Source organism: Streptomyces sp. NPDC055966 (assembly GCF_042269865.1).
Classification (GTDB): Bacteria; Actinomycetota; Actinomycetes; order Streptomycetales; family Streptomycetaceae; genus Streptomyces.
In genome coordinates this window covers 137,847-159,446 of sequence record NZ_JBHJYK010000007.1, presented here as the reverse complement: position 1 = coordinate 159,446, position 21,600 = coordinate 137,847, and the positions used below count along the sequence as shown (strand labels likewise).

At 67.0% G+C, this 21,600-nt stretch carries 22 protein-coding genes and 1 pseudogene; 10 read left to right on the top strand and 13 right to left on the bottom strand.

The genetic code is table 11. The features are described from left to right. Positions 1 to 22: 22 nt before the first annotated feature. The 6 genes from ACFC8N_RS17090 to ACFC8N_RS17065 all read right to left on the bottom strand — a co-directional run bounded on the left by ACFC8N_RS17090 (position 23) and on the right by ACFC8N_RS17065 (position 4,238). Positions 23 to 718, bottom strand: coding sequence for a contact-dependent growth inhibition system immunity protein (locus ACFC8N_RS17090; protein WP_376288622.1), 696 nt, complete (start codon positions 716 to 718; stop codon positions 23 to 25). A 36-nt stretch (positions 719 to 754) separates the two neighbouring features. After that, positions 755 to 1,054: an RNase A-like domain-containing protein gene (locus ACFC8N_RS17085; protein WP_376288621.1), complete on the bottom strand. Its 300-nt coding sequence runs from the start codon at positions 1,052 to 1,054 to the stop codon at positions 755 to 757. 15 nt (positions 1,055 to 1,069) lie between these two features. After that, positions 1,070 to 1,555: a hypothetical protein gene (locus tag ACFC8N_RS17080; RefSeq protein ID WP_376288620.1), complete on the bottom strand. Its 486-nt coding sequence runs from the start codon at positions 1,553 to 1,555 to the stop codon at positions 1,070 to 1,072. Positions 1,556 to 1,645: 90 nt separating this feature from the next. Then, the gene (locus ACFC8N_RS17075; protein ID WP_376288619.1) at positions 1,646 to 3,433 is read right to left on the bottom strand and encodes an RNase A-like domain-containing protein; all 1,788 of its coding nucleotides are present in this window, start codon (positions 3,431 to 3,433) and stop codon (positions 1,646 to 1,648) included. After that, positions 3,433 to 3,747 carry a WXG100 family type VII secretion target gene (locus ACFC8N_RS17070; RefSeq protein WP_376288618.1) on the bottom strand — a complete coding sequence of 105 codons (315 nt, stop codon included), beginning with the start codon at positions 3,745 to 3,747 and terminating at the stop codon, positions 3,433 to 3,435. The genes ACFC8N_RS17075 and ACFC8N_RS17070 overlap by 1 nt, the downstream gene beginning before the upstream one ends. Before the next feature lie 56 nt (positions 3,748 to 3,803). Beyond that, positions 3,804 to 4,238, bottom strand: coding sequence for a WXG100 family type VII secretion target (locus tag ACFC8N_RS17065; protein ID WP_376288617.1), 435 nt, complete (start codon positions 4,236 to 4,238; stop codon positions 3,804 to 3,806). A gap of 1,126 nt (positions 4,239 to 5,364) precedes the next feature. Between ACFC8N_RS17065 and ACFC8N_RS17060 the strand changes: the two genes are divergently transcribed. From ACFC8N_RS17060 to ACFC8N_RS17035, 6 genes are all read left to right on the top strand, one after another. After that, positions 5,365 to 5,919 (top strand): hypothetical protein, encoded by a 555-nt coding sequence (locus ACFC8N_RS17060; protein WP_376288616.1) that lies wholly within the window; start codon positions 5,365 to 5,367, stop codon positions 5,917 to 5,919. Positions 5,920 to 7,664: 1,745 nt separating this feature from the next. After that, on the top strand, positions 7,665 to 8,978 hold the full coding sequence (mycP, locus tag ACFC8N_RS17055; protein WP_376288615.1) for a type VII secretion-associated serine protease mycosin: 1,314 nt from the start codon (positions 7,665 to 7,667) through the stop codon (positions 8,976 to 8,978). 1 nt (position 8,979) lies between these two features. Continuing rightward, a complete protein-coding gene (locus tag ACFC8N_RS17050) occupies positions 8,980 to 9,417 on the top strand; it encodes a hypothetical protein (protein ID WP_376288614.1) in 438 nt (145 codons plus the stop codon). A gap of 36 nt (positions 9,418 to 9,453) precedes the next feature. Beyond that, a complete protein-coding gene (locus ACFC8N_RS17045) occupies positions 9,454 to 11,718 on the top strand; it encodes a hypothetical protein (protein ID WP_376288613.1) in 2,265 nt (754 codons plus the stop codon). Further along, positions 11,718 to 12,245: a hypothetical protein gene (locus ACFC8N_RS17040; protein WP_376288612.1), complete on the top strand. Its 528-nt coding sequence runs from the start codon at positions 11,718 to 11,720 to the stop codon at positions 12,243 to 12,245. Before ACFC8N_RS17045 ends, ACFC8N_RS17040 begins: the two co-directional genes overlap by 1 nt. Positions 12,246 to 12,273: 28 nt before the next feature. Next, positions 12,274 to 12,681: a hypothetical protein gene (locus ACFC8N_RS17035; protein WP_376288611.1), complete on the top strand. Its 408-nt coding sequence runs from the start codon at positions 12,274 to 12,276 to the stop codon at positions 12,679 to 12,681. Between the two features lie 92 nt (positions 12,682 to 12,773). Here ACFC8N_RS17035 and ACFC8N_RS17030 read toward each other — a convergent pair whose 3' ends face one another. Then, positions 12,774 to 13,475 (bottom strand): hypothetical protein, encoded by a 702-nt coding sequence (locus ACFC8N_RS17030; RefSeq protein WP_376288610.1) that lies wholly within the window; start codon positions 13,473 to 13,475, stop codon positions 12,774 to 12,776. A gap of 122 nt (positions 13,476 to 13,597) precedes the next feature. Further along, entirely contained in the window at positions 13,598 to 14,767 is a 1,170-nt protein-coding gene (locus ACFC8N_RS17025) for an SGNH/GDSL hydrolase family protein (protein ID WP_376288609.1), read from the bottom strand. Positions 14,768 to 14,812: 45 nt separating this feature from the next. Here ACFC8N_RS17025 and ACFC8N_RS17020 point away from each other — a divergent pair, with 45 nt between their 5' ends. Beyond that, positions 14,813 to 15,265 (top strand): hypothetical protein, encoded by a 453-nt coding sequence (locus ACFC8N_RS17020; RefSeq protein ID WP_376288608.1) that lies wholly within the window; start codon positions 14,813 to 14,815, stop codon positions 15,263 to 15,265. 16 nt (positions 15,266 to 15,281) lie between these two features. On the opposite strand, the pseudogene ACFC8N_RS17015 reads toward ACFC8N_RS17020, so the two are convergent. Continuing rightward, positions 15,282 to 16,052, bottom strand: a pseudogene (locus ACFC8N_RS17015) (IS256 family transposase); the annotation flags it as partial. A 1-nt stretch (position 16,053) separates the two neighbouring features. Between ACFC8N_RS17015 and ACFC8N_RS17010 the strand changes: the two are divergent. The 3 genes from ACFC8N_RS17010 to ACFC8N_RS17000 are packed head-to-tail and all read left to right on the top strand — an operon-like array spanning position 16,054 to position 16,959. Continuing rightward, a complete protein-coding gene (locus tag ACFC8N_RS17010; RefSeq protein ID WP_376288607.1) occupies positions 16,054 to 16,413 on the top strand; it encodes a hypothetical protein in 360 nt (119 codons plus the stop codon). Between the two features lie 6 nt (positions 16,414 to 16,419). Continuing rightward, positions 16,420 to 16,797 carry a hypothetical protein gene (locus ACFC8N_RS17005; RefSeq protein WP_376288606.1) on the top strand — a complete coding sequence of 126 codons (378 nt, stop codon included), beginning with the start codon at positions 16,420 to 16,422 and terminating at the stop codon, positions 16,795 to 16,797. Positions 16,798 to 16,806: 9 nt separating this feature from the next. Beyond that, positions 16,807 to 16,959: a hypothetical protein gene (locus ACFC8N_RS17000; RefSeq protein ID WP_376288605.1), complete on the top strand. Its 153-nt coding sequence runs from the start codon at positions 16,807 to 16,809 to the stop codon at positions 16,957 to 16,959. A gap of 470 nt (positions 16,960 to 17,429) precedes the next feature. Here ACFC8N_RS17000 and ACFC8N_RS16995 read toward each other — a convergent pair whose 3' ends face one another. The 4 genes from ACFC8N_RS16995 to ACFC8N_RS16980 all read right to left on the bottom strand — a co-directional run bounded on the left by ACFC8N_RS16995 (position 17,430) and on the right by ACFC8N_RS16980 (position 21,600). Next, positions 17,430 to 18,662 (bottom strand): acetyl-CoA carboxylase biotin carboxylase subunit family protein, encoded by a 1,233-nt coding sequence (locus ACFC8N_RS16995; RefSeq protein WP_376288604.1) that lies wholly within the window; start codon positions 18,660 to 18,662, stop codon positions 17,430 to 17,432. Positions 18,663 to 18,692: 30 nt separating this feature from the next. Beyond that, positions 18,693 to 19,193 carry a flavin reductase family protein gene (locus tag ACFC8N_RS16990; protein WP_362820339.1) on the bottom strand — a complete coding sequence of 167 codons (501 nt, stop codon included), beginning with the start codon at positions 19,191 to 19,193 and terminating at the stop codon, positions 18,693 to 18,695. After that, positions 19,190 to 20,551: an LLM class flavin-dependent oxidoreductase gene (locus ACFC8N_RS16985; protein ID WP_362820338.1), complete on the bottom strand. Its 1,362-nt coding sequence runs from the start codon at positions 20,549 to 20,551 to the stop codon at positions 19,190 to 19,192. The genes ACFC8N_RS16990 and ACFC8N_RS16985 overlap by 4 nt, the downstream gene beginning before the upstream one ends. A gap of 89 nt (positions 20,552 to 20,640) precedes the next feature. Further along, the gene (locus ACFC8N_RS16980; protein ID WP_376288603.1) at positions 20,641 to 21,600 is read right to left on the bottom strand and encodes a D-2-hydroxyacid dehydrogenase family protein; all 960 of its coding nucleotides are present in this window, start codon (positions 21,598 to 21,600) and stop codon (positions 20,641 to 20,643) included.

The following is a 21,600-nucleotide window of genomic DNA, read 5'->3' as shown; positions in this document are numbered from 1 at the left end:
ACCCGCGCAGGGGACACCGGGCTCAGCCAGTGGCTCCCTGGTCCGGAGGCCCGTACTCGGCACGCGGCCCCCTGAACCGCTCCGCGATCACCGCGAGCCAGCCGCTCGGCGAATACGGTGCCGGCGGGTCGACTTCCATCCCCAGCTCGGCGACGGCCAGGGCGTAGTCGGACTCGTCCAGGTCGAGCGCGAGCAGCTCATAAAGTTCCCCGACGAGGCGAGCCACGAGCTGTGGGGCGGCGGAGGTCCGGTAGTCGTCGGCGGCCGCGTCAAGGTCGTCGAACTCGTCAGGCATGTCCTGGGAGAACCATCCGCTGAGGAACTGGCCCAGCTCGGGGAAGCGGGCGTGCCATTCCCAGTGGGTGGCGGGGGCGGCCGGGGGCGGGACCTCGCCTTCCACGATGCTGTGCTTGATGTGGTCGGCGAGGCAGGACAGCCATGGCTGGATCTCGCCGTCGGGCAGGCCGATGTCGGGGAGCGCGTAGAACTCGCCGAGGCGCAGACGCAGCCGGCCCGGCGGATTCTCGGCGTACTCCCGCAGCTGCCGCTCCGCGACGGCGAGCGCCCAGGGCCGACTCTGCCAAGTCTGCCGCAGGTAGGCGGTCAGGGCCTGGCTGGGTTTGTCCGGAGTGTCGTCGGCCGGCTGTCCGGCGTAGGCACGCATCACCTGGTCGAGCTCGCCGTAGCGGCGGTCGTGTTCGAGGGGGCTCAGGGGCACGGATGATCAGCCTCTACGGATCGTCGCTACAGGTGGCTACAGATAGACCGGGAACGTGGCGTGGATAGCGAAGCCGTGCCGCCGGGATGTGTCGCGCTTCAGGACCACCCGGGTCGCGCGGACGTCGACCGGTTCCCGGCCGGCCAGCATCATGGCCTGCAACAGCACCCGCCCGACCGGGTCGGGCCGGGACGGCCAGGACGCCTCGATGGTCAGTCTGGGGCGCGTGGACTGGGCGAGCCAGCGATGAATGACCTGCTCGTTGGCGGTGACGACCTGCTGGGTCGCCCACTGGGCGGTCTCACGGTCGGGATAGGTGGCACTTCGGGTACGCACAGTGTCTGGGCTCCGTCAGATGGGGTTGAACGACCAGAAGACGCCGACCTCGTCCGGTGAGACGACGACGACTCCGTAGTCGCCGTCGTATTGCGTGACTGGTTTCCAGCCGGTGACGCCGGCTGTGAGATCGGGGGAAGGGGACGTGCGGGCTTTGGTGATGTTGCTGTAGCAGGAGATGGCCTCGCCGTACCGGTCGAGCAGGATCCGAGCGTCGGTGAGCGCGCCCGCAGTCTTGTCCTCGGGCTCGGGCGGTCCCCATTCGTAGGTCATGGTCACCAGCAGGCGAGCTGCTGTCTCACTCGTGACCGGGTACAGACACTCGGCCAGCGCTTCGCGGGATAGAGGGAGAAAGGGAAAGGACGGTCTGCTCGGCGTCCGCTCCTCATTCTCCTTGTCCCAGTCGAGTGTGCGCCATCCGCGTGGATCGTCGACGTCCCGGTTCATGACCGCCAGCACATCGCCACGCCAGTCGGAGTGTGTTCGCGGACCGGTCGCCACGAAAACGTAGAGGTCCTCCAGGAGACGCAGGGCAGCTGCCTCCCACGCACTTTTGGTAACAGTTTCCATTCCTGTTCCAGACGGAATCGATCAGCGCGCCGGCATGGAAGTGATGACGACGAACGGGGGATTGAGGTTGGAATCGTACTTCAGGCGCGTATCGATGTTCTTCACATCGACGACCTTGGCATTCATCCCGCCCTGCTTGAAACCGCTCAACGGATCCTGCGGGTCGTACGGTTGCTTCGTGACGCTCGTGCCCGTGATCTCTCCGTTGGGGCCGGGGCCGACGAACTTCTCGACATCTCCGTCTGCGGGCGGAGGCGGGCCCTTCAGCCACGCCGTGATCTGAGCGGAGTGAGCATCGATGTTGTACTGCGTGAACCGCTGTGCGCTGTCGAGGTCCTTGAAGCTGGAGGCACCCCCGATCGAGGGCTTGCCGTGCGGCCACGACTGGGTCGGCGGATCACCCTGGTCGCGCAGGCGTTGTGCGAGTTGCTGAGGGGACTTTCCGACGTGCTTGTCGAGGGTGTGTCCGCCGTCGAGCCACTCCATGCTCGCCAGGTCGATCTTGTAGACGCCGTTCTTGGTGTCCGCCGGATCGGTCCACTTGTACTGATGTTTGAAGGCGTCGAGTGTGCGTGCGCCGAAGGCCTCGGCCCTGGCTTCCTCTGCCGTGAACTGGGGCGCGCTTCTGAGCGCCTCGTCCAGTTCCCATTCCAGGCCGAGGAGTGTGGTGGCTGCGTCGCTGAACTTCTGCTGGTAGATCTCGACGGCCTTGTCCGCGGCCTCCCTGTCCATGTGCCTGCGGAAGGCCATCACCAGCTCGCCGAACATGTCGGTGGCCGCGAGTTTGAGGATTTCCAGCGGGTCGAGCCGGACCGTCAGGTCCTCCACCATCCCCTTGGCCGCCGTCTTGGCGAGGTTTTCGGTAGTCGTCCGGCAGGTGTTCGCGACCTGCGCGAGGTCGTCGCAGGTCTTCTGGATGGTGTCGGCGGTGTGGTGCAGCACCTCCAGGAGAGGGCGGCGCTGCGCGGGCGCCACGTCCCCTGCGGTCTTCCAGCTGCGTCCGCCCTGTTCGTCGATCTGCCCCTGCGCGTTCCGGGTGCGGCCCCAGGCGGTGGTCCCCCAGATCGACTGGCAGAACGCATTCATCGCGCTCTGCCATTCGCTGTGTCCCTGAGGGGGTGTCATGTAGCCGATGGCGGAGGTGAAGCCGTCACCGGCCTTCAGCGCGGTGCTTGCTGCCTGCCGCCACGCGGTGGCCATGCCCTTGAGGTCCTCCTCGCGGGCACCCGGGGTGATCTCGTGCGTCTTGCCTAGGTTGAGCCCGTACTCGATGGCCGGCCGGATGACGCCTGCGAGGAAGTCCGGGATCTCGCCGAGCACGCCGGAGATCGCCCAGGAGTCGGCGTCCTGGCCGGTCCCGGACCACTTGATGTCGTTGATCTTGCCGTAGTCGGGCTCCTTGTCGATGACGACCGGAGGAGTACGGCGCGGCGGCGGGCCATACATACCACGCGAAGACCAGTCCGCCGACTGGTACTTGTTGGCCGTCACGGTCAGACCCACCGCGACGCCACCGACGCTCACCACGCTGGCTGCCCAGACCTTGATGAACTTCTCGGCTATCTGCATGTAGACGTGGGCGAAGGAGTCCGGGCCCCAACCGGTGCCCGCCGACTGGCTGTACTCGTTGAGCGCACTCACCAGTTTCGTGGCGCCCTTGTCGTAGTCGAACTGCCCGTCACGCACAACCGCCGACGAGTAGTACAGGTGCGACGGCTTCACCTCGAACCCGCCACCGGCGTCGGGCGCCGCCGGTTTCAGCTGGTCCCGTTCCTGCTTGCGTTCGGCGTCGCTGGGACGTTCTGCCATCAGGCGGCACCCCAGCCCCGCAGCACCGCCCGGTGCGCCGCCGCGTAGTTGGTGTGGCCGGTGGTGACGTACTCGTGGAGCCACTTCTGGGCAGCCTGGAGGTCCCGCGCCGAGTGGTCCCACTCGTCCAGCTTGTCGATGAAGACCTCGCGGGCCTCGCCCTCCCAGGACAGCACGACCGGGACGACACGGTCGTAGAGGCCCTCCAGCTTGCCGTTGAGCTTCTTGAGGATGTCCTCCAGCTCGGCGGCGAGGTCGTGAAGAGTTGCGAACGAGACGGCTATGTGGTCGTCGGCGGCATCCTCGGTCGACATGATCCCCCTTGGTGTCCAGCAAATTCGGTTATACGGCGGGCCTTGAGAGGCCTTCGTCAGAAGGAGTCCAGCCTGCTGCGCGGAGTCGCGGGCGGCGACGCGGCTGATGCCGCCTCCGGGTTCGGCGTGGAGAGTCTGGACACCTCGCTGGCCACGTCCACGTGGATGCGCCGCATCTTTGCTAGCACGTCCAGCTCCTGCTCCGTGAAACCACCCCGGCTCAGCCGCACGGCCTGTTCCAGGTGCTTCATTACGTCGCGGATGCGTACGGCGTCCTCTGCCGCCGCGCGGTGGAACTCGCGGTACGCGTTCGCCGCCGGGCCCCGCCAGCCCGCCTCAATACGGTCCACGAAAGCGTCCATGCGCTTCACCTGCTGGTCCAGGTGGTCCTGCATGTCGTCGAGATCGTCGGCCAGCTTTTTCAGATCGTGACTGGACACCCGCAGATCGGTATGGCTGCCCTTCTCGGCGCCTGCTCCCTGCGCTCCCATGACGCACCCCCGTCCGTCCCTGTCCCTATCACGTCGCAAGTCCCGTTGCGCTCAGGGAAATCCTACGGGCGGGGGCAACGGTGCGTACGACGGGCCTCTCAACGGGTGCTGTCGCCCGCATCGCCCTCTTCCGTCTCCTCCGCGGGCGCGACGAATCCGGACGTGTGCAGGTCGAAGTCGAAGGCTCGTTCGTGTTCGGCGTGCTGGCGGCGTTCGGTGCGCAGGGCGTGGGCGGGTTTCGAGGAGGTCGGCGGAGGAGCGAAGCCACGGGCGATCTACTGAACGCGCACAACAATGGCCAGGTCGTCTTCCTGGCCGGCTTCACAACTTCACTCGCGCGACTGGACCCACCGTTGTTTCTGCGCGAGCAGGTCGGGTTGCGGGCGGGGGCGATCACACTCCGCGCCCACACCGGCCCGCTCCTCGGCCGTGGCACCGGCTTCGATACCCGCGACCTCGCCTCCCCCGGCGACGCCGGCCTCCGCCCCGGCGAACGCCTTCGCACCGGCGTTGAGGCCGTCGAGACCTGCCCCAGCACTAGCCTGGGGTTCGGCGTCGTCGAATCCGGTGCCCCACGTAGGCGCCGCCGAGATAGCGGTACTCAGCCCCGCCCTTGCACGAGGGCCCGTGCTCCCGCAGGCGTCTCGATGGATCCGGAGATGCCCTTGTCCGTCACGGCGCCGGATGCCGACGCCCGCGTCAGGTCGATGCCTGGGCGTAATGGCCTGACTGGGTGGTGAGGCGATCCCTTCAGCCGATGGCTACGCTCACTATCTCGCTGGCCGGATTTCCCGAACAGTGGGGTAGCGGAGTCCCTTCCAGCGCCGGGACCCGGTGCCGTTCCGTACCAGCCATTCGCAACATGTCCTGTCCGACGGCGGACAACGCACCTGCCTCGTTTCCAGGTGCACCAAGGATATGGATGGAGGCAGCGACGTAGCTGTGACGTACGGCATGGTCACTTTCCAGTCAGTCGCGGGCTATGGGCGGCGTCAAAATTCCGTGACCAGGCAAGATCACGACTATCGTGCCTGGGTTGCTTCTGTTACGGATGGAGATGGCAGGGGCACCACAAGCGAGTGGCTAAGGTGCTACTGAGGGGCTGACCGCACGGGGGGAGGACTCGATGGCCGACAACACGGGGGATCCGCAGGCAACTGCGGCTGCGCTGGAAGCGGCTGCTGGCGCGCTGGCCGCGTCCGGCATAGGCCCGATCGCAAGTGCCGGTGCCGTCATGGCCCAGGAACTGCGGGTCGAGGCCGAAACTCTGACTACCTTCAAGAACCGGGTGAACGACCTTCTGACTCAGCTGGAGAAGTCGAAGGCCGCCCCGCAGAGGATCGCGGACGGCGGCCTGCCGACGGGGCGGTTGGGTAACTTCGACGAAGCCGACGCGCTCCACGGTGCCTACACCCAGGTGCATTCCCAGCTGGAGCGCCTTTCCAAGCTGCTGGCGCTGCAGATCGAGGGGCTGATGGTCACGGTCGATGCGTCGAAGAGCAACTATCACAATCTCGACGCCGACGTTCGCGATCGCCTGCACCGCATCCGTGTCGAGGCCGACAAGCTGGCTGTCAATGAGGCCCGGCCGGAAGTAAAGGGACACGTTGTCGGCGGGGCGGGTGCGTCCAGCCATGGCCGACACGGCTCCACGTCGGACTCGCAGGCAGGCGACTTGTGATGTCCGTGGTGATGAGACAGTGCGACGGGATGGTTTCGACAGGGAAGGCGGTGGGGGTCCATGTCTGACTTTGTCAGCGGCATGTGGGAGACGGTCAGGCAGGAGCGGTTCCTGGTCCAGGACCCCGAACAGCTGTGGGCCATGGTCGAGTCGGCCGACGGGCCGACGGCCAGCGGTCTTGGTGAGCTACTGACGGAGGCCGCCAAGACGATCAAGGAGATCGGCAGCGATCTGCGGACCCACAGCATGGCGGTCGAGTGGGAGGGCGAGGGCGGCGCGGCGTTTAGGACCTGGTGTTACCAAGCAGCGCTGACCACGCTGAGCCTGGGCGATTACAGCGAGAACGCGGGCAAGTGGCTGGGCCACGCGGCGGACACGCTGCACGAGGTCAAGCCGCAGCTGGAGATCCTGCGGAAGCAGAGCGCGGGCCCGCGCTCGGTGCTGGAGGCGCACGCGGCGAAGGCGACGAACGTCGGCGATCACGGCGGCGGTCCGTCGGACTCCGAGGTGACGAAGGCCAAGACCCAGTACGCCAACACGCGTGCCGAGGCCGGCGGGCTGATGATGAAGCTCGCCCAGTCGTACACGGCCTCTACGGAACAGATCCACGCGCTGCAGGCACCGAAGTTTCCCGAGCTGCCGCAACAGTTCGTGCCTACCAATATCCGTGATGGAGCCCCTGTTGCCGTCCCGACCACGCAGGGGAACGCGGGTTCGGCGACTGTTGCCCGCGTGGAGCGGAACGCCCGTGAGGCGGCGGTCCGTTCCCGTTCCGGCGCGACCGGCTCGCTACCTCAGCCATCCACGACGCATCGTCCGAAGGATCAGGTCGACGTCCCTCGTCATGTGCTGCCGAACGTTCATGTGGATGTACCGAACACGGTGATCGACAGCACTGGAACTCTTCCGCCCGCCCCGACGGTGCCCCCCGCCCATTCGGCGCCGCCGGCTGGGCCGAGCGGCCCGGACGTAAGGACGCCGTCAGCGACCGGTGTGTTCCCACCCGTTTTCGGTGTCGGAACAGTGCCGACGCCGGGTGTTCGGGGAGGCGGTGAGCGTCCCGTGTACGGAGGGCGGGGTTCATTTACCACACCATCGGGACCGGGCAGTTCCGGGAGTCCGCGCGTCCCGGGGCGTGGGCCTTTCGGTCCCAACGCGAATGGGAGCGAGCCTGACCCTGAGCGCGGGCCCCTCAGTCCCCTCCCCGCCCGAGGAGCCAATGGCATCACAGGCGGCCGCCCGGTCTCACCGTCGGCGGGAAGGCCCCCCGGCGGGATTCCGCGTGGCAACATCATTGGGGGTACTCCGAACGAGCAGCAGCCTCCAAGGGGCCGTGGCACGACGCCCGGACGCCCTACTGCAAGGACCACGTCGACCCGCGGCGACGACCCCGTCGTGAACCGCGAGGGCGCACCGAGGGGGCGCATGCCTGCCTCGTCCAACGGCATCGTAGGGGGACAGCCCAGACCCTCCCGAGACCGCCGACGGGCAGGGACCACCTCGCAAGGCGTACGTCCCGCTGGTGAAACAACCGCAGACGAGTCACTGCCGCGCCGTGGTGGCCCATCCCGTGGCGCCTCCGCCTCCGCCCGGAAGCGTGATGACCGCTCCTCTCGCGACAGGCGCTCTGACAGCCGAGCAGCCGACCGGGCAGAGGCCAGGGATTTCCGGGAAGAAGCCAGGGAGAGCAGACCGACCCCGCCGCCCCTGCCCAAAGGGCCCGATGGAGACCTAGGACGAGAAGAATGACCATGCGCAGGCGCCGCGAGTGGGCCGGATGGCGCGGCCGGGCCGTGTCCGCAGCCGTCGGGGTCTTGTTGGCGAGCTTCGCCGTCACCCCCGCCCACGCTGAGACCATCAAAGACCAGCAGTGGCACTTGAAGGCCATGCAGGCCGAGCAGATGTGGAAGGTCAGCACAGGCAAGGGCATCACGGTCGCGTTGATCGACACCGGGGTGCAGGCCGACATCCCCGACCTGCGCGGTCAGGTCGTGGCGGGCAAGAACTACTCCAGGCATCCTGGGGACGAACGCAGTGACTACGACGGTCACGGCACCGGTATGGCCGTCCTCATCGCCGGCACCGGCGGGCGAGGCACCGCCAATGGCTCGTACGGCCTGGCCCCAGGCGCGAAGATCCTGCCGATCCGCATCCCGGACTTCATCGAGCAAAGCCGCCCCGACGGCAACCCGGACGACTACCCCACCTACATGGCCAAGGCCATCCGGTTCGCGGCCGACTCGGACGCCCAGATCATCAACATCTCGCAGGGGAGCACCGCGCACTCCAAGGAGCTGACGGACGCCGTCGCCTACGCACTGTCCAAGGGCAAACTGATCTTCGCGGGCGTGGGTAATGACGGCGACGCCCTCAACGAAGTCAATTACCCGGCGGCGACTCTTGGCGTAGTGGGTGTTGGGGCGATCGACGAAAGCGTCAAGGCGACGAAGGAGTCCGAGCACGGCCCCCAGGTCGATCTGGTAGCGCCCGGTGAGGACATGGTGGCTGCGTGCATCGAAAGCAGCACAAAGGTGTGCAAGACGCACGGCACCAGCGACGCCACGGCGATCGCCTCCGCCTCCGCCGCACTGATCTGGTCCAAACACCCGAACTGGACCAACAACCAGGTCCTGCGGGTCATGCTCAACACTGCGAGCAAGCCGACGAGCGGCAAGGAGCGCACCGACTACCTGGGCTACGGCGCCGTCCGCCCCCGCATCGCTCTGACCAGCCCGGGCGACCCCGGCCCGGCCGACGTCTATCCGCTGCCCGACTTCAAGCAAGCCGTGTCCAAGGCACCCAACGGGTCGGCCACGGCCTCCGGGAAGGATGACAGCGGCCCATCGCCGGCAGCATCCGCATCTACGGGTGACGGCTCTGCACTGCCATGGATTCTCGGGGGTGCGGGAGTTGTCGTGGTTGCGGGTGGCGCTCTCGCCGCTGGGGCGGTGCGCAGGCGCCGACGTGCAGCGGCGGTAGCCCAGGCTCACGTAGCCATGCCGCCTGGGCCGGCGCAGACGCCGTGGTACGGAGACAGCAACTACGGGGGGAGGTCCTGAGATGGCGTGGGACGAGTGGGAGCAGCTGAAGGCCGACGCGATGGCCCGTCGGCAGAACGGGATGCAGCTGGACAGTGCTGCGGGTGTGGGAGGAAGCGGCGCCGTGGGTGCCCCTGATCTGAAGACGAACAAGGCGGGGAACGACGCCGCAGTCAAGGCCTTGCAGGATGAGATACCGCGGGACACGGACAAGGCGGGCAGTCACGCCGACGAGTCCACAGCCACGGCCGTGCGGGAGTTCAGCGGCTGGCAGACCGGCTCCGGGCTCAAGGACGCCCACGCGGAATGGGAGTTGCAGGTTAAGAACCTGAAGGGGCGCCTGGAGCAGGACAAGGAGGCGTTGGAGGGCAGCCACCAGCATCTCCAGTACGTCGACTACGGCGTCGGCAGCCGGACGGCGCAGATCAAGGCCGGGCCTCACCAGGGGCGCGAGGTCTAGGAAACCGGGGAAACGGGGACGGGGAGAAGGACGGGCATGCTCAGCTATCAGGACGTGGTCACCATCAAGCTCGGTGCTCTGACAACGGCGGCTACCGACTGGGACGACATGGCCGGCGGCTTCGGGGACCTGGAGACCCTCTACGCCGCGAAGGTGGAGTCGGCCGCGACCGAGGACACGGCAGGCCTCACTGCCGCGGCGAGGGCCGCGCAATTGGCGGCCACTCGGCAGCAGTTCAAAGACGCGCAGACAGAAGCCCGCGCCATCGCCTCCATCCTGCGCGAAGCCCATCAGGAGTTCTCCAAACTGATAGGCCACGTGAACGACGTTGTCGATCAGGTGAAGGCGGACCATATGTCCGTCAACAGCCAGGGCGAGGCGGTCTACGACTTCCGCAAGCTCACCCCCATGCGACACGACGAGGACTACCCCAAGTACGTGTCCCGGGCGAAGGCCGCCGAGGCGGCCTGGACGAAGAAGATCAAGGACGCTGTGCAGGCGGTGGACGACGCCGACCAGGGCGTCAAGCACGCTCTCTACGAAGCGGCCGGCATCAAGAGCTGGATCCAGCGTGCGTTCGACGAGGCGACGGGGCAGGGCGGTCACACCTTCAACGGCTCCGCCATCGGGGACATCGTGGTGTACGAGGCCCGTGAGGCCAAGGGGTACGCGAACGTGATTCTGGCCGGCGACAAGCTGGACGGCGATGACCTGAAGGAGTGGCAGCGCCTCATGCGCGATCACTCCCATGACAAGTTCTTCAGCCAGACCCTCCTCAACTCCCTCGGCGCAGACAAGACCCTCAAGCTCACCAACAAGATCGACGACCTGGCGTACTCCGACGACACGAAGGACAAGAACGCCTACCTGCAGATCAACGGAGGCATAGCCGACTCGCTGGCGACCGCCACCCGTGTCCCGGACTTCAAGGACACGAACGGCAAACACCTGCCCTTCGGATCAAAGGGCTACAACGACGCCTTCGACAACTGGCTGCGGACCGACGACGCCCAGTTCTACGTCAAGTTCGGCAACGACCTGAGAGAACACGGCACCGACAAGTACGACCTCAAGACTGTCGGGGAGGTCGACAGGGTCGCCAAGGAACACGGACAGCAGGTGCGCGGCTACCAGAGCCTGGTCACCCTGATGCAGCAGGGACACAGCAACTACTCACCGCAGTTCCTCTCCGACGTCACCGACGGCGCGATCGCCGCAGAGAAGGACCACCCGCACATCTGGAACCTCTACGGCAACTTCGACAGCAAGCACGGCGACGGCTGGTTCGCCAACGACCCGGTTGACGGTGCCCTGGGCATCATGAGCCGTGACCCTGAGGCGTCCACCGCCTATCTCGATCCGCACGCTGACGGCAGCAACGACCGCCTTCACTACCTCCTCAAGGACCGAGACTGGAACGTCGTCAATACCATCGAATTTCGGGGGGAGCATGAAAGCGACGGGCCCAATGCCCTGGACACGGACGAGCGCAAGGGATTGGGCGACGCCCTGACCGCGGCAGCCACAGGTATCGACCCCCACGGGCCCCGCCCGATGGGAGTGACGTCGCACACGGACGCCAACAACAGGGTGTTCGTGCACGCGCTGGATGACCTGTCCAAACAGGGCGACCACATGCCGGCGTCCCTACGTGACGACATGGCGAAGATCATGACCAATCACGGTCATGAGACGTATGTGGCGATGAGTGATCCGAGCGGCGATCGGCGTATTGCCGACGGCCCGAACCTGAGCCGTGACCAGGTGCTGGAGATGACGAAGCAGATATCGCGGAGCCAGGACTCCTACAACCTGCTTCACACGGGCATGAACTACGCGATCATGGACGACATTCACGACTCTTCGCGGCACCCGGAAGACACCCTCCACGCGGCTGGCACCGCGGTCGGTTTCATGGAGGAGGGGCGGTACCTGGCACTCAAGGGCGACCAGCACGACTACACGTGGGACAAGGCGTGGAGCTACCACCTCACCGGTGGCATGTTGAACTTCGTCCCCATCTACGGCGATGCCTTGCAGCGCGGAGCCGACGTCATCACCACTGCCTGGATCATGGACGAACAGCAGCATCAGGCGGACAAGCTGACCAGCGACAGCCAGGCGACCTTTCACCATCGCCAGAACCAGCTCAACGCCATTGCACACCAGTGGTACGCGACCAACTCCCACTGGGCCGACACCCACACCGACTACTCACACGACCAGGGCATGTACGATCAGATCAACACATCGGCCAATAACGGCAACGCACGGGCCCGCGGCATGGCGGGAGCTCAGTGATGGCGAATCCGAGGCGTAAGGTGGCGGCCCTGTTGTGCGGCACCGTCATGGCAGCGGCGGCGGGCTGCAGCACCCACGCCACCGTCCCCGCGGACTTCTGCAAGGTTCCGGTGCCAAAGGCGGCCTTGTCACCACTCATCCCGGACAACGGATCCGTGAAGCAGACGTACACGGCCTTGGAAGCACAGCAAGGTGCGGGCTGCGCCCTTAGCGTCGGCGGTCACCGAGTGCTGTACGTCGACATCATGCGGTGGGACCGGGCCCCGGACCCGGCGGACTGGAGTGGTGCGGATGCACCGTTCGAGTACGCCGCCGAGCGGTCTGTGCCCTTCCCGGGACACGCGGCGATCGGAAGCAACGGCGCCACGGTACGGGCCACTTGCACCTCTCGGACCGCATACATGACCTTCGGGGTCTATTTCTTCGGCGACCGCGTCGAGAACACCCCCACCGGCTACAAGAAACTCCAGCGATTCGTAAACGACTTCGTCCCTCGCGAAACCAAGAAGTTCCACTGCACCGATTAGGTGGCATGGGATGAAGCCCAGAAGGACCATGCTGGCGAGCAAGGAAGAGATGGCCGTGAATGAGCGAAGGCAGACGCCACCGCCACCCGGAAAACCGCGCGACGAGCAATGCCTGCGAGACGCCGACCGAATAGAAAAATGGTCGCTTGTCTGGGCGCTCGTGACGATGGGCATGTGGGGCTGGTTTCTCTACCTACTCCTTGTCGGGTACGAGGCCGGCGGAGTCGAGTGCCGAGCGCCACTGTTCCATGCCGCCCAGGATTACAGTCCCTGCGACAGCAGCATGCGCCAGTGGCCCGTGCTTCTTGGCGTGCTTGCCCTGGCAGTGATTCCGACTGTCATTGCAGCGTTCACAATGGTGTACGCGAAGCTCCTCTGCCGTATCGCCGGTCCGTCGAACCATAACGCAAACTCATCTGCGGGATCGCCTTTGTGAACTCCCGGGCGAGTGCTTGAACCTGGACCCACCGCGCGACGGTCGTGTCTACGTGTTGAGTGTGGCGTCTACGTAATAGCCATTACTTCCGGTTAGTGCTTCTTCATTATTTTGAAGTAGGTTGTGCCCAGGTTGAGCTGGAATACCATGCCGTACTGTTTGCGGATGGCGGCCACCGTAGCGGAAGACGGTTCGCGCAGACACCGTTTGACCGGTGGATCATTTTCACACGGGCCTGTCGGTTCGCTGATGAAATTGGGTTTCCATTGGCGGTCGCGTACCGGATCCCACTTCAGACTCTGGCTTACGGCGTCACGCGAAGGCACTTCAGGATTGCGTTTGTCATACGGCTTCCGGTAGTAGTCGATGAGCGCTCCGTATGCTGCATGGTTGAACTCAATGCCGGGTACGTTCCGGTCGCCGGCTGTGAGGATCCCGTCGAGGACGGACACGATGTGTTTCGGGTCGGCGCCGAAGTAGGCGGTGACATTCACACCGCAGCTGATCTTGTACAGGTCGCTGTCCCTGGTCTCCAGCCATCCCTTCGCTGTTCCGCCCCAGCAGTTGTCGCGGACCACGACCAGGCCGAGCTTCAAGGGCGTGTGCTCGACGTACGCCTGAACCACTTCTCTGAGCCCAGCTTCCGACTTCTGCCTGGCGTTGACCGCTTCCGGGGTTCCGGCAAGTTTGCGGACGGTCTTCTCCGGTACAGCCCGGTCCTCTGCCGAGCACGCGGACACCGCCAGGGCCAGAAGCATCAATGCCGCTGCCTTGACCTGCTTGACCCGCTTCATGAACGTGGCCTCCTACCGTCTGACCTCAGCATGCGGCGCACGTGCGGCCGGCAGCATGAGTATGTGTACTCAAAAACCGTGTGGGGAAGCCCTGTTGGACTTCCCCACACGGTGTGGCCGGGTTACTTCTTGGGCCAGGAGCCCAGCGCGGCCTCCAGGGTGTCCGCGTACAGTCGCGCCCCGGCGATCTTCGGATGGAACGACTGCGCGGAGATACCGAACTGGAAGAACGGCCAGTCGATCTTCGGTTCGTCGCTGTCTGTCAGATCGGTGACAATGCCGTGAATGCTTTCGGGGTCACCGCAGACGGCCTTGCCGTGGAAGAACGCCTGCGGGTTGGCATAGCCGACGTCCACCCCGTGCTTCCTGACGAGGTCGGCGGTCTCGAACATCGTCTGTGCCAGGTAGTCGGCCACGCCGTTGAGCCACTGCGATTCCTCCGGTGAGATCCCGACGAGAGGGATCTTGTTGAGGCAGGAGGCGTCGTTGGATAGCAGCGGCGGGTAACCCATGAGGACGATCCGGGCATTCTGGGACTTGCCGTGGATTGCCTCGATCGTCTTCTGGATGCTGGGTGCGACGACATCGCTGATGAGGTCCGGGATGGCTTCCGCGAGCGGCTTGCCCTGGTAGGGGCCGTCAGGGACGCCCTTGCCTTCGGCGTTGTCGAATTTCTTCTCCTGGCACGGATTCCCTGGCCCCATGCACTGGGTGATCACGTAGCCGAACCGGGAGTCGTTGCCGCCGATGGAGATGGTGACCAGGTCGGTGTTCTGGTCCAGGTATCCCTGCTCGATCTGCGGCAACTCTCCGCTGTTGTCGTATGTCCCGTCTTTGTTGTCGGCCGGAGCGATCACGTTGTAGGTGCGGGATCCGGAGCAGGCGATGAGGCGGTAGTCCATCCGCGCGCTCCAGTTGTCGTCCAGCTCGCCGATGGAGAGCTGTTCGCCGGGGAGCTTTGCCTGCCGGGACCACGCGTAGGTGGAGCGGTGGCAGCCGTCGCGGTCTCCGCTGACCTTGTTGCGCCAGTTCGTCTCCGGGTAGTAGTCCCGGTGGCCCTCGGAGGCTCCCTCACCACTGGAGAAGGAGTCGCCCATCGCGACGACCGTGTGGTTCGGTTTACCGGGAAGGCCCTGGAAAGCGACCGCGCCCCAGGCAACGTCCTCGTCGCCGCTCCCGTCGGCGGTGGTGTTGGTCAACGTCACGGACGGGGTTCCGGGCTGGAGGTGACCCTCAACTGCATCGGCGACCTCGTTGCCGAGACCCGCCGGGTCCTGGAGGACCACGGCCACCAGCCCGGTTACGCCTCCAGCCGGTTCACGACGGCGGACGCTCTGATGGCCTACCTCGACACCGACCAGACCCCGCCACGCACCTGGATCATGGAAATCCTGTCCCATCCACGGCTTACCGGCATGTCCCGTGCGGAGCTCGACGAGCTCACTCGCCGCCTCGCACCACGCCAGGCTGCCCAGGTCGAACGTGCCTCCTACCAGCGCCGGGGCGCCGATCGCCAGCCGGGCAACCGCGGCGGCGTCTTCCCCCAGAAGCTCGGCGACAGAGAGCGTGTCGTGGTCGCCATCCTCTACCTGCGGAAACTGTGCACCCTGGATGTCCTTGCCGACGCGCTGGGGGACGTGAGCAGGTCCTCGATCGGGAACTTCGTCCGAGAGATCCGGCCCCTGCTCACGGAAGGCGGGCTCCTCCCGCCTCCGGCTGCCACCCGCTACCGCACCGCCCCTGATCTCCTTGCCGCTGTCGGCGAAGAAGCCGTCACACCGACAAGTTGATTCTTTACGGCTTCAAGTGAGTGCGGCATCGCTGCCGGGAAGAACCGGGCAGCACTGCTCCGATGGCGTCGACGAGGCCGGCATGGGCGTCGGAGACGACCAGCTGGACACAGGTCAGGCCGTGGGCGATGAGCGAGCGCAGGAAGGCGAGCCAGCCGGCACCGTCCTCGCAGGTGGCGACGTCGATGCCGAGGATCTCGCGGTGCCCGTCGGCGTTGACCCCGGCCGCGATCAGCGCGTGGACGTTGATGATGCGGCCGCCCTCGCGGACCTTCTGAGTCAGCGCGTCCACCCAGACGAACGCATAGGGACCGGCATCCAGGGGCCGGTTACGGAATGCGGCGACCTGCTCGTCCAGATGCCGGGCCATCGGGCTGACCTGGGACTTCGACAGCTGGGTCACGCCGAGGGACTCGGCGAGCTTCTCGACCCGGCGGGTGGACACTCCCAGCAGGTAGGCGGTCGCGACCACCGAGACGAGAGCCTGCTCGGCCCGGCGACGGCGTTCCAGGAGCCAGTGCGGGAAGTAACTGCCCTGCCGCAGCTTGGGGATGGCCAGTTCGACGGTGCCGGCCCGGGTGTCCCACTCGCGCGGGCGGTAGCTGTTGCGGTGGTTGACGCGTTCGTCGCTGACCTGCCCATATTCGGCGCCGCATAGGGCGTCGGCCTCGGCGGACATCAACGCGTCGGCGAACGTCTTGACCATCGCGCGCAGCAGATCCGGACTCGCCGCGGCGAGGTTGTCCTCGGCGAGGGCGTGCAGGGGCACACTGTCAGGTGCGGTCATCGTGCTGATCTCCTTCGAGCTTCGACACCTCGAAGATCAGCCGGTGGCCGTTCGTCTATGCGGTCCTCACCCCGACGCCGGAGCAAATCCCCGGATCAGGTCGAACCCGTACACCATCTCCATGGACGCAACCACACCGCAACCCGTGCAAGGGCAACAGCTCGATCAAGCCGCCGAAGAAGCCGGAGCGGAAGGCTCGCGCCCTGGGAGCAGGATCGTCTCGACGCCGTACAGGAGAGCACTGGCCGACCGTTACCGGATTGCGCTCGACCTCGGTGTCGGATGGGGACTCCGGCAGGGTGAGGTGTTCGGCTTCAGCCCTGGTGATGTTCAGGGCGACTTCGTGCACGTAGAGCGGTAGATCCTCATGTACAAGTCGCGGCTGTACTCCGGCCCACCCAAAGGTGGCAAAGAGCGGGACCTGCCTCTGCCGAAGGTTCTCGCCAAGCGGCTCCTCACCCACCAGAAGCGCTTCGAACCGATCAACGTCATCCTGCCGTGGCTGGACCCCGAGGAGCCCGACCTCGTACGAGAGGACCGGCGTAAGGTGACCGTCCCGCTGCTCGTGTACACCGGGTGGCGCGGCGCGATCAATCGCACCACCTGGAACACCAAGGCGTGGAAGCCCGCGCTTGCTGGCGTGGGAGTGATCCCGCCGCTGCCCGAGCAGCAGCCGGGGGAGAAGCCTTCGCGTGTATGGGAGCCGAGTCGCGAGCACGGCTTCCACGTCTTGCGCCATACGTAGGCCTCGGTGATGCTCGAAACCGGTGAGTCGATCGTCTCGCTCGCGAATTGGCTGGGGCACTCCGACCCGGCGTTCACGCTCCGGACGTACACGCACTTCATGTCGCAGGCCGGCGCGCGGGGACTGTCCGCGATCGAGGCGTGGTTCACGGACCTCGACTGAAAGTCCCTGAGAAGTCCCAGGGGGCTGGGACAGCCGCCGGATGTCCGTAAACATGCAGGTCAGAGCGTGATCGCTCCCTGAGTGACACAGAACCCGGCGTACAGTCCGACTCGTCTGTCATTGGGGCCCTGACCAGGGGAAACTACCTGGTCAGGGCCCCAATATGTCAGACCGGATTTCCAGCCGGTGCCTGCGGTTTCCCAGGAGTTCCCGCGCGGTTGTGCACGGGATGTGCACGGGATCTGGGTGTCGTCGGTTATGTCTCCGGGCTGTTAACGGATCGCAGGTAGGAGCCCTGGGAGGGAGCCGACGAACATGCGAAGTGGAATCGCCGCGGACGCGGAGCGGGACGTTGGCAGTGACGGTGGCCTTCTCGCTCTGCCCCCGGCGTACAGCCCGACTCGTCTGCCTTCATGCCTCTGACCTGGGGATTTACGCAGTTGAGGGTCGTCATTTGTTAGAGCTGCAGGTCAGAGCCAAGAGGTGTGCAGGTTCCACCACTCGGTCAGCAGCGTGAGGCGCTTGCGGATCTCCTGGGGCGAGTCCCCGGTCACCAGAGCCCCGGCCGCGGACTGGGCGGCGTACTCCAGACCCGTGCACTCGGTGCCGGGCTCCAGGTGGACGATGAGGTCCACGCCGGGCACCGGGCACGGCTCGACGGGCGGTGCGAAGCGGCCGTGGCCGGGCGGGAAGAGGATCCAGCCGGTGGGCGGCTCGGGGGCGGCAGGCTGGCCGGCGAGGGTGAGGGCGCTGCCGCACTGGGCCCGCAGCCCCTCCTTGGCCAGGTGGACACCGAAGGCTCGCTCGTAGGCGTCGGCGATCAGACCGCCTCCCGCGCGGCTGGCGATTTCGCACACGATAAGCCTGCCGTCGGCGCCGAGCCAGGCCTCGAGGTGGAACGCGAGCGGCAGGGGGGCGGGGGGAAGGGCCGCGACGACGTCCTGCGCGAGGGTGCGCAAGCCGGCCGTACGCTCGTCGTCCGCGGCCAGCAGGACGCTGCTGAGCTGGGTCTGGCCCTGCAGGTGCTCAGCGACGCCGCTGTTGTACTGCGAAGGCCAGCAGTGCACGATGCGGCCGTCCCGCATGATGCCGTCCACGTGGAAGAAGTCCCCGTGGACGAAGCCCTCCGCCATCCACTGACCGGCCAGGAATGGCACCTCCGAGGACTTCTGGCGAGCCAGGAAGGCCTCCAGGTCCGCGGGGGAGCGCAGCACGCTCACGCCCTCGGCGCCAGCGCCGGAGCGCGGCTTGACGACCACCGGGCCGTCCTCGGTGTCGAGGAAGTCGAGCAGGTCCAGCGGGCTGTCGACCAGGGCGAAGGACGGCACGGCCAGGCCGGCGTCCCGCAGCAAGGTCTTCATGACCGCCTTGTCGCGGTAGGCCGTCGCGCTCGCAGTCCCCTGGCCCGGCAGCCCCAGGCGCTCGCGCAGCCGAGCCGCCCGCAGGACGTCGTCCTCGCTGGTGCTGGCCACCAGCTCGGCGCCGTGGGCGCGGGCCGCCTCCTCGGCGGCCAGTTCGGTGGACCACGCGTAGTAGTCGTCCACCAGTCGGTGGGCGGGGAAGTGCGCGTCGAGCACGTCCTCCGCGCCGGCCGCCGCCTTGTGCGTGGTAAGCAGCACGACGCTGTCGGCGGTGTCGTCCAGCCACTGCTGGAGAGGACGCTTGGTCAGCGGCTGTCGGGAGTACAGAAGTACCTTGGGCATGGGTGGTGCCATCCGTGAGGTCGTGGGACGTCAGAGAACCAGTGAGGTGGGGGCGGCGGTCACGGGACGGACCTGTCCGCGCAGGTGCACCAGGGCGTCGCCGGGCGCGCCGGAGCGTGCGTGCTCCACGGCGCCGACCACGAGGTGGTGGTCGCCGATCCGGAACTGCTCGCGGCGGCTGCACACCAGCCAGGCCAAGCAGTCGTCGAGCAGCGGCACGCCGTGCGGTCCGGTGTGCCAGCGGGTGGGTGCGGCGAACCGGTCGGTGCCGGGCGCGGCGAACCGTTCCGCCACGTCGGCCTGGTCCGCGCCGATCACCTGGATCCCGAACCAGCGGCTGTCCCGGATCCGGGCCCAGGTGGAGGAGGTGTCGGCCAGACAGAAGGAGACCAGGGCCGGATTGGCGCTGACGGACGTGAAGGAGGTGATGGTCACTCCGGCGGGCCCGTCGGCGCCGGGGGCGGTCAGCACCGCAACGCCCGAGGCGTGCGCGCGCAGTACGGAGCGCAGGGTGCGGCCCTCGACGGTCACGAGCGGCGCTCCGACGGGCGGCGGGCCGCGCCGAAGGCGGGCCGGGGCAGGCCGAGGTTTGCGCGCAGCGTGCTGCCCTCGTACTCGCTGCGGAACAGTCCGCGACGCTGCAGCTCCGGGACGAGCAGGTCGACGATGGCGTCGAGGCCGTCGGGCAGGTAGTCGGGCATGATGTTGAAGCCGTCGGCGGCTTCCTTGACGAACCAGTCCTCCAGCTCGTCGGCGATGGACTCCGGGGTGCCGAGCAGGAACCGGTGGCCGCGCCCGCCCGCAACCGACAGGTAGAGCTGGCGGATCGTCAGACCCTCGCGCCGAGCCTGCTCGTAGATCAGCTGCTGCTTGCTGGTGGAGCCCTCCGTGGGCGGGAGTTCGGGCAGCGGGCCGTCCAGCGGATACCCGGAGATGTCGACATCGCCGAGCTGGCCGGTGAGCAGACCGAGCCCGACCACGGGGTCGACGAGGTCCTGCAGCGCGGCGTACTTGTCCTCGGCCTCGCCGTGCGAGCGGCCGACCACGATGAACGTGCCGGGCAGGACCTTGACGTCCTCCGGGTCGCGGCCGTGGTCCGCCGCCTGCTTCTTGATGCCGCGGTAGAACGTCTGCGCCTGGTCCAGGGTCTGCTGCGCGGTGAACACCACCTCGGCCCAGCGGGCGGCGAAGTCCTGGCCGTCGGGGGAGGAACCGGCCTGCACGATGACCGGATAGCCCTGCGGCGGGCGGGCCACGTTGAGCGGGCCGCGCACAGAGAAGTGCTCGCCCTTGTGGTGCAGGATGTGCAGCTTGTCCGGATCGAAGAAGCGGCCCGACGCCTTGTCGTACTCGAAGGCGTCGTCCTCCCAGCTGTCCCACAGCCCGGTGACGACATCCATGAACTCGCGGGCCCGGTCATAGCGCGTGGCGTGGTCGGGCTGCTGGTCCAGGTTGAAGTTCCGCGCCTCGGCGTCCGTCACGGAGGTGACCACGTTCCACCCGGCGCGTCCGGAGCTCAGGAAGTCCAGGGAGGCGAACTTGCGGGCGATGTTGAAGGGTTCGTTGTACGTCGTGGAGGCGGTGGCCGTGAGGCCGATGTGCGTTGTGTGCACGGCCAGCGCGGACAGCAGGGTCAGTGGCTCGAAGTGGACCATGCGGCCCTGCCGGCTCAGCTCCTCGGCGTCCCGGTAGGTGGTGCGCACACCGGCGCCGTCGGAGAGGAAGACCATGTCGAACTTGCCGCGTTCGGCGGTCTGCACCAGCGAGCGGTAGTAGTCGAAGTCCAGGCCGCCGTCGGGGCGGGCGTTCGGGTGCCGCCAGGCGGCGACGTGGTGGCCCGGCGCGGGCAGGAAGGCGCCGAGTTTCATCATGCGGCGGGACGGGCTCACGGTGGTGGTCTCCGATTCAGCGGGGAACGGTGGGCGGGGTGGAGCGGAGCCCGGCGGGCGCGGGGCCCGCCGGAGCTCACGACGGCACGTCAGCCGAGGACCCGGACCGGGTCGCCGTCGAGGTAGGCCTGGATGTCCTCCACGGCCTGGCCGTAGTAACGCTCGTAGTTGGCGCGGGACACATAACCCAGGTGCGGGGTGGCGAGCAGACGCGGCGCGGTGCGCATCGGGTGGTCGGCGGGCAGGGGTTCGACGTCGAAGACATCGAGGCCGGCGCCGGCGATGCGGCCCTCGTGCAGCGCGGTGAGCAGCGCGTCCTGGTCGACGATGGCGGCCCGCGACGTGTTGATCAGATACGCGGTCGGCTTGAGCAGGGCGAGTTCACCGGCTCCGAGCAGACCCCGGGTGCGGTCGCTCAGCTTGAGGTGGACGGAGACGAAGTCGCTGCTCGCGAGCAGCTCCTCCTTGGAGGGGGCCAGTGACACGCCGACCTCGTCGGCGCGCTCCTTGGTGAGGTTCTGGCTCCAGGCGGTGACCTCCATGCCGAAGGCGAGCCCGACCCGGGCCACCAGGGCGCCGATCTTGCCCAGGCCCAGCAGCCCGAGGGTGCGGCCGTGCAGGTCGGCACCGACGGTGGACTGCCAGGGGCCTCGTCCGCGCAGCGCGTTGTTCTCCTGGACGACGCCGCGGGCGAGGCCGAGGAGCAGCGCCCAGGTGAGCTCCACCGGCGGGGTCGAGGAGCTCTGGGTGCCGCACACGGTGACGCCGTTCGCCTGCGCGGTCGCGTAGTCGATCGACGAGTTGCGCATGCCGGAGGCGATCAGCAGCTTCAGCCGCGGCAGCCGGTCCAGCAGGGAGGCCGGGAACGGAACCCGCTCGCGCAGGGTGACCACGCAGTCGAAGTCGGCGAGAGCGGCGACGAGGTCGTCCTCGCCGGCGAAGTGCTCGGTGAAGGTGACGACCTCGACGTGGTCGCCCAGTGCCGGCCAGTCGCCGAACGTGGTCGCCACGTCCTGGAAGTCGTCGAGTACGGCGCAGCGGAATTGCAT

What these genes read in the sequence shown, in the direction of transcription:
- ACFC8N_RS17075 (WP_376288619.1), bottom strand. Translation starts at nt 3,433, where the DNA reads ATGGCAGAACGTCCCAGCGACGCCGAACGCAAGCAGGAACGGGACCAG.
- ACFC8N_RS17070 (WP_376288618.1), bottom strand. Translation starts at nt 3,747, where the DNA reads ATGTCGACCGAGGATGCCGCCGACGACCACATAGCCGTCTCGTTCGCA.
- ACFC8N_RS17065 (WP_376288617.1), bottom strand. Translation starts at nt 4,238, where the DNA reads ATGGGAGCGCAGGGAGCAGGCGCCGAGAAGGGCAGCCATACCGATCTG.
- ACFC8N_RS17060 (WP_376288616.1), top strand. Translation starts at nt 5,365, where the DNA reads ATGGCCGACAACACGGGGGATCCGCAGGCAACTGCGGCTGCGCTGGAA.
- mycP (WP_376288615.1), top strand. Translation starts at nt 7,665, where the DNA reads ATGACCATGCGCAGGCGCCGCGAGTGGGCCGGATGGCGCGGCCGGGCC.
- ACFC8N_RS17050 (WP_376288614.1), top strand. Translation starts at nt 8,980, where the DNA reads ATGGCGTGGGACGAGTGGGAGCAGCTGAAGGCCGACGCGATGGCCCGT.
- ACFC8N_RS17045 (WP_376288613.1), top strand. Translation starts at nt 9,454, where the DNA reads ATGCTCAGCTATCAGGACGTGGTCACCATCAAGCTCGGTGCTCTGACA.
- ACFC8N_RS17040 (WP_376288612.1), top strand. Translation starts at nt 11,718, where the DNA reads ATGGCGAATCCGAGGCGTAAGGTGGCGGCCCTGTTGTGCGGCACCGTC.
- ACFC8N_RS17035 (WP_376288611.1), top strand. Translation starts at nt 12,274, where the DNA reads ATGCTGGCGAGCAAGGAAGAGATGGCCGTGAATGAGCGAAGGCAGACG.
- ACFC8N_RS17030 (WP_376288610.1), bottom strand. Translation starts at nt 13,475, where the DNA reads ATGAAGCGGGTCAAGCAGGTCAAGGCAGCGGCATTGATGCTTCTGGCC.
- ACFC8N_RS17020 (WP_376288608.1), top strand. Translation starts at nt 14,813, where the DNA reads ATGGCCTACCTCGACACCGACCAGACCCCGCCACGCACCTGGATCATG.
- ACFC8N_RS17005 (WP_376288606.1), top strand. Translation starts at nt 16,420, where the DNA reads ATGTACAAGTCGCGGCTGTACTCCGGCCCACCCAAAGGTGGCAAAGAG.
- ACFC8N_RS17000 (WP_376288605.1), top strand. Translation starts at nt 16,807, where the DNA reads ATGCTCGAAACCGGTGAGTCGATCGTCTCGCTCGCGAATTGGCTGGGG.
- ACFC8N_RS16995 (WP_376288604.1), bottom strand. Translation starts at nt 18,662, where the DNA reads ATGCCCAAGGTACTTCTGTACTCCCGACAGCCGCTGACCAAGCGTCCT.
- ACFC8N_RS16980 (WP_376288603.1), bottom strand. Translation starts at nt 21,600, where the DNA reads ATGCAATTCCGCTGCGCCGTACTCGACGACTTCCAGGACGTGGCGACC.